We start from the raw sequence: 5045 nt of genomic DNA, 5'->3' as shown, positions 1-5045 counted from the left end.
GGATTGATCCGAACGCATAGCCACAATCCCTTCATTCTTCAATTCTTCAATTCTTCAATTCTTCAATTCTTCAATTCTTCAATTCTTCAATTCTTCAATTCTTCAATTCTTCAATTCTTCAATTCCCCGATCCCCAGCCCTACTCTCCTAACTTATAGAACCGGCTGATAATCCCCCACGCCTCATCCGCGGTGTCGACGAAGTCGATGATGTCCTGATCGCCGGGGCTGATCGTGCCCTGCTCGGCGAGGAAATCGAGATCGATCGCCCGCTTCCAGAAGGATTTGCCGAACAGGATCACCGGCACGCGCTCCATGCGCCCTGTCTGGATCAGGGTCAGCGTCTCGAAGAATTCGTCCATCGTGCCGAAGCCGCCCGGAAACACCGCGACCGCCTTGGCGCGCATGACGAAATGCATCTTGCGGATAGCGAAATAATGGAAGTTGAAACAGAGCTCCGGCGTCACATAGATGTTCGGCGCCTGCTCGTGCGGCAAGACGATGTTGAGGCCTATCGACGGCGCGCCGACATCGTCGGCGCCGCGGTTTCCCGCTTCCATCACGCCAGGCCCGCCGCCGGTCACCACGACATATTCGCGGTAATAGGAGGTAGCCGATTGCTGCGAGCAGAGGCGGGCGAATTTGCGCGCTTCCTCGTAGTATTTGCTGTTCTCTTCGAGGTTCTTCTTCTGCGTCTCGTTCTTGGCCGCCCAGGCCTCGCCGCCGGGTTCCGGCAGGCGCGCACCGCCGAACAGGATCACCGTCGAGCGGATGCCGCGTTCGGCTAGGATCATTTCCGGTTTCAGGAGTTCGAGTTGCAGCCTGACCGCGCGCAACTCGCGCCGCGTCATGAAGTCGGGATCGTTCCAGGCGAGCCGGTAGGTTTCGGCACGCGTCTGCGGCGTGTCAGGCACGCTCTTCGACCGCTCCAGATCCTCGTCCGAATGCGGCAGCGGCGTCCACCCCGCCTTTTCCATAGGAGTCATAACTACCCGTCCAATTCCCTTAACTGCGCCGTCCCGTGACGCACACGCGATTGACCCCCATTAAGCCTTAACATAGGGTCCGCGCGACTTTCAAAACAGGTTAAGGCTCAGTCCCTTAACAGCTTGGTAATGGAGCGAATTCATGTCGAAGCCCGATCTGGCGAGCCTCGAAAAGACCATCGAGAAGGCCTTCGAGGAACGCGATGCGATTTCGACTGCGACGCGCGGCGAAACGCGCGATGCCATCCAGTCGGCGCTTGACCTGCTCGACCGCGGCGCCGTCCGCGTCGCCGAGCGGCAGGCCGACGGCAAGTGGCATGTCAACCAGTGGCTGAAGAAGGCCGTGCTTTTGTCCTTCCGGCTCAACCCGATGGAGATCATCAAGGGTGGTCCCGGCGAAGCGACGTGGTGGGACAAGGTGCCGTCGAAGTTCGATGGCTGGGGCGCTGTCGATTTCGAAAAGGAGGGCTTTCGCGCCGTGCCGGGGTCGATCGTGCGTCGCTCGGCCTATATCGCGCCGGGCGCCGTGCTGATGCCGTCCTTCGTCAATGTCGGCGCCTATGTCGATACAGGCACCATGATCGACACCTGGGTCGGGGTAGGCTCCTGTGCCCAGATCGGCAAGAACGTGCATCTTTCCGGCGGCGTCGGCATCGGCGGCGTGCTGGAGCCGATGCAGGCAGGTCCGACCATCATCGAGGACAATTGCTTCATCGGCGCGCGCTCGGAAGTGGTCGAGGGCTGCATCGTGCGCGAAGGCTCGGTGCTCGGCATGGGCGTCTTCATCGGCCAGTCGACCAAGATCGTCGACCGCGCTACCGGCGAGATTTTCTATGGCGAAGTGCCGCCGAATTCCGTCGTCGTCGCCGGAGCGATGCCGGGCAAGCCCTTTCCGAACGGCGAGCCGGGTCCGAGCCTCTACTGCGCCGTCATCGTCAAGCGCGTCGACGCCAAAACCAGGTCCAAGACCTCGATCAACGAATTGCTGCGCGATTGATCTTTGCGCAAAGCGGGCGCACCTTCCGCCGGCGCGACAATCGGTCGCGCGGGTTCATCATGGAGGGGTGACATGGACTGGAAGTATCTGCTCACAAGTTTTGACGGTCGCATCAACCGTGGCAAGTTCTGGGCCGCGATTGGCGTTTTCATCGTCATTGGCATCGTTGCCTTTATTCTCGATGCGATCCTCGGTACACGCATCACCACGGCCAGTGGCGCCCAGATCGGCATCATCGGCATTCTCATCGCTCTGGCCTCGATCTATTTCGCACTCGCAGTCTACGCCAAGCGCTGGCATGATCGCGGCAAGTCGGGCTGGTGGAGCCTGATCATGCTGGTGCCATTGATCGGCCCGATCTGGTTTCTGGTGGAATGCGGCATTCTCGAAGGCGCCAGGGGCGCCAATCAATATGGACCGGACCCGCTTGCCTGACAGATCAGATCTCACCTGGCTTTTCTTCAAAACCTCGGGCCGCGTCAGTCGCGCGGCCTATTTTCTTGGCGGGTTGCTCGTCGCTATCATCCAGGCCTTCCCGCTCTACCGCTTCACGCTGGTGCCGGAAGGTTCGGCCGAGAGCAACATGTGGTCGTTCATCTTCTTCGTCGCCTTCATCGCCTCGCTGTGGTCGAACATTGCCCTGGCGGTCAAGCGGCTGCACGATTTGGACAAGCCGGGCATTGCGGCGCTGATCCTGTTCGTGCCGGTGGTCTCGATCGTGGCCTTCCTTGTGTTGTGCCTGTTTCCGGGGCAGCCTGGACCCAACCGCTACGGCCGGCGCACCAACGAGCCAGCACAACCCTGAGGTTCGATCGGACATGCGCTACCGTACGCTTGATCCGAAACTGATCATCGAGACCGCAGAACGGCTGGAGACGCGCGTTGCGGAGCGTTTCCCCGATGCCGGCCTGCGCGGCGTTGCCGCCGAACTGGTCTCGCTGTCGCGCGACCTGGCACAGGGCGCCAAGGCCCTGGAAGCGCCGATCTGGTGGCTGCGCGGCCTCATCGTCGCCGCTGTCGTTGCCGGCGCACTGATGTTCATCTTCGTCGGAACCGTATTGCCATTCGACCGCATTTCCAAACCGGGTGATGCCGTCCAGTCTGTGCAAGGCATCGAAGCTTCGCTCAACATGTTCATCCTCGCCATTGTCGGATTTCTCGCCTTGATCCGCTCCGAGGAGCGCATCAAGCGCAAGCAGGTCTTTCGCCAGCTGCATGGCCTGCGCTCGCTGATCCACGTCATCGACATGCACCAGCTGACCAAGGATCCGGCGGCGCTGTCGGCCGATTTCAAGCCAACGTCGCATTCGCCCGCCCGCATCACCAATGCCGCCGACCTGGCGCGTTACCTCGACTATTGCTCCGAAATGCTGTCGATCACCGGCAAGATCGCCGCATTGTTCGCGCAGTCGGTCAATGACGACGTGGTCATCGACGGCGTCAACGACATCGAGAACCTGGCGTCCAACCTGTCGCGGAAAATCTGGCAGAAGATCACGTTGATCGACGGCCGGCCGGTGCAACAATCTGCTCCGGCGCCAGGCCCGGCGAGCCAAGCCGCTCCGCTTCCGCCGCGCGCACCAAGGCGATGATCCGCTGAACCGTCGGCACGGGCGTGCCGGCCTTCCCCGCCAGCCGCAAGATGGCACCTTGCAAGTCGTCGATCTCCGTCGGCCGGCCGCGCTGAAGATCGTCCCACATCGACGAGCGCGCCTGCGGGTCGATCGCCAGCATGCGCCGCGCCAAGAGCTTGAACAGCCAGTCCGGCAGCCTGAGCACTTTCGGCAGCAGCGCCGGCCGCAGGCCGGCGATCCGCGCCGGCTCGATGCCGGACGCTTTCAGCGCCGTCAGCGCCTCGTCGATCTGGCCAGCCAGGATCAGCCGCCAGCGTCGGTCGGCCAGTTCGGTTGCCAGCGGCAGGCCGGAAAGCGCCACCAGCGCGTTGTTCAGATTCATCAGCAGCTTGCCCCACAGCACCGCCTTCATGTCGCCATGCGCTTCAACCGCAAACCCTTCGACGCCAAGCAGGCCGACCAGGCCGGCATCGCCATCCTCGACCATCACCTTGCCGTCGCTGGCGCGGTGCACGCGCAGCGGCAGCTCGCCGTCCGGCGACTGCACCACATTGAACGGCACCATGCCGGCCAGCACCGTTCGCCGGCCAAGTCCGGCACGCAGCCTGTCGGCATTGTCGACACCGTTCTGCAGGCTGATCACCACGGCGTCGGGCCGGGCATGAGCTTTGATAAGATCCGCCATGTCCTGAGTGGCGCCGCTCTTGACCGTGACCAGGATCACGTCTGCCTGCGGCAGGGTGGCGGCCGGATCGGTGGTGACGGCAAGCGCCTCCGGCTTGATCGAGCGATCGCGGCCCTGGAGGTCGCTGACCCGCAATCCACCCTGCCGCAACGCTGCCTCAATGCGCGGCCGGGCCAGCAGAATGACCTTTCGGCTGGCCAGCGCCAGGCAGCCGCCGGCATAGCAGCCGATGCTGCCGGCACCGGCTATGACGATCCGTTTGTCCTTGTCTGCCATCCTGTCGCCCGCGCCGGGTCGCAACTATACGACATGAAAACCATAATATCGGCGGTATCGCCAGCCATGAGGCTGGCCCCTATGTCTGGCCGTGACAGGCCCTGCGCTTTCGACTATCGCTTTTGCCATGACGCTGCCGACCGATCCTGCCGAAAACCTCGCCGCCCTTATCCGTTGCGCTTCGGTGACGCCCGCTGAGGGCGGTGCGCTGACCGCGCTGGAGACGATGCTCAAACCGCTCGGCTTCCTGGTCGATCGGCCGGTGTTTTCCGAAGACGGCACGCCCGATATCGAAAACCTCTATGCAAGGCGTTCCGGCAATGGCCCGCATCTGATGTTCGCCGGCCACACCGACGTGGTGCCGGTCGGCGACGAAGCCGCCTGGACGCATCCGCCCTTCGCCGCCGAGATCGCCAATGGCGAGATGTATGGCCGCGGCGCCGTCGACATGAAGGGCGGCATCGCCTGTTTCATCGCCGCCGTGGCGCGCCATGTCGAGGCCAATGGCGGTCCGAAAGGCTCGGTCTC

Annotated in this window: 7 protein-coding genes; 5 read left to right on the top strand and 2 right to left on the bottom strand. The window is 62.7% G+C overall.

The window, feature by feature from the left end; translation table 11 throughout:
• Nucleotides 1–139 precede the first annotated feature (139 nt).
• Nucleotides 140–985 carry an LOG family protein gene (locus EOA22_RS24055; RefSeq protein WP_013528481.1) on the bottom strand — a complete coding sequence of 282 codons (846 nt, stop codon included), beginning with the start codon at nt 983–985 and terminating at the stop codon, nt 140–142.
• 142 nt (nt 986–1127) lie between these two features.
• Here EOA22_RS24055 and dapD point away from each other — a divergent pair, with 142 nt between their 5' ends.
• The 4 genes from dapD to EOA22_RS24035 all read left to right on the top strand — a co-directional run bounded on the left by dapD (nt 1128) and on the right by EOA22_RS24035 (nt 3574).
• The gene (dapD, locus tag EOA22_RS24050) at nt 1128–1982 is read left to right on the top strand and encodes a 2,3,4,5-tetrahydropyridine-2,6-dicarboxylate N-succinyltransferase (RefSeq protein WP_013528480.1); all 855 of its coding nucleotides are present in this window, start codon (nt 1128–1130) and stop codon (nt 1980–1982) included.
• 72 nt (nt 1983–2054) lie between these two features.
• Complete coding sequence (locus tag EOA22_RS24045) at nt 2055–2417, top strand: DUF805 domain-containing protein (protein ID WP_013528479.1); 363 nt, start codon at nt 2055–2057, stop codon at nt 2415–2417.
• A complete protein-coding gene (locus tag EOA22_RS24040; protein WP_024502086.1) occupies nt 2410–2787 on the top strand; it encodes a DUF805 domain-containing protein in 378 nt (125 codons plus the stop codon). The genes EOA22_RS24045 and EOA22_RS24040 overlap by 8 nt, the downstream gene beginning before the upstream one ends.
• A gap of 13 nt (nt 2788–2800) precedes the next feature.
• Nucleotides 2801–3574 (top strand): hypothetical protein, encoded by a 774-nt coding sequence (locus EOA22_RS24035; protein ID WP_063169724.1) that lies wholly within the window; start codon nt 2801–2803, stop codon nt 3572–3574.
• Here the strand turns inward: EOA22_RS24035 and EOA22_RS24030 are convergent.
• Nucleotides 3477–4517, bottom strand: coding sequence for a 2-dehydropantoate 2-reductase (locus EOA22_RS24030; RefSeq protein ID WP_063169725.1), 1041 nt, complete (start codon nt 4515–4517; stop codon nt 3477–3479). The genes EOA22_RS24035 and EOA22_RS24030 overlap by 98 nt on opposite strands.
• Nucleotides 4518–4644: 127 nt before the next feature.
• Between EOA22_RS24030 and EOA22_RS24025 the strand changes: the two genes are divergently transcribed.
• A partial coding sequence (locus tag EOA22_RS24025; RefSeq protein WP_127390262.1) for a M20/M25/M40 family metallo-hydrolase occupies nt 4645–5045 on the top strand: 401 nt, incomplete at its 3' end.

This window comes from Mesorhizobium sp. M7A.F.Ca.US.014.04.1.1 (genome assembly GCF_003998745.1).
GTDB classification, from domain to species: Bacteria; Pseudomonadota; Alphaproteobacteria; order Rhizobiales; family Rhizobiaceae; genus Mesorhizobium; species Mesorhizobium ciceri.
The sequence above is the reverse complement of the archived record's forward strand: the minus strand, read 5'-3'. Positions and strand labels throughout refer to the sequence as shown.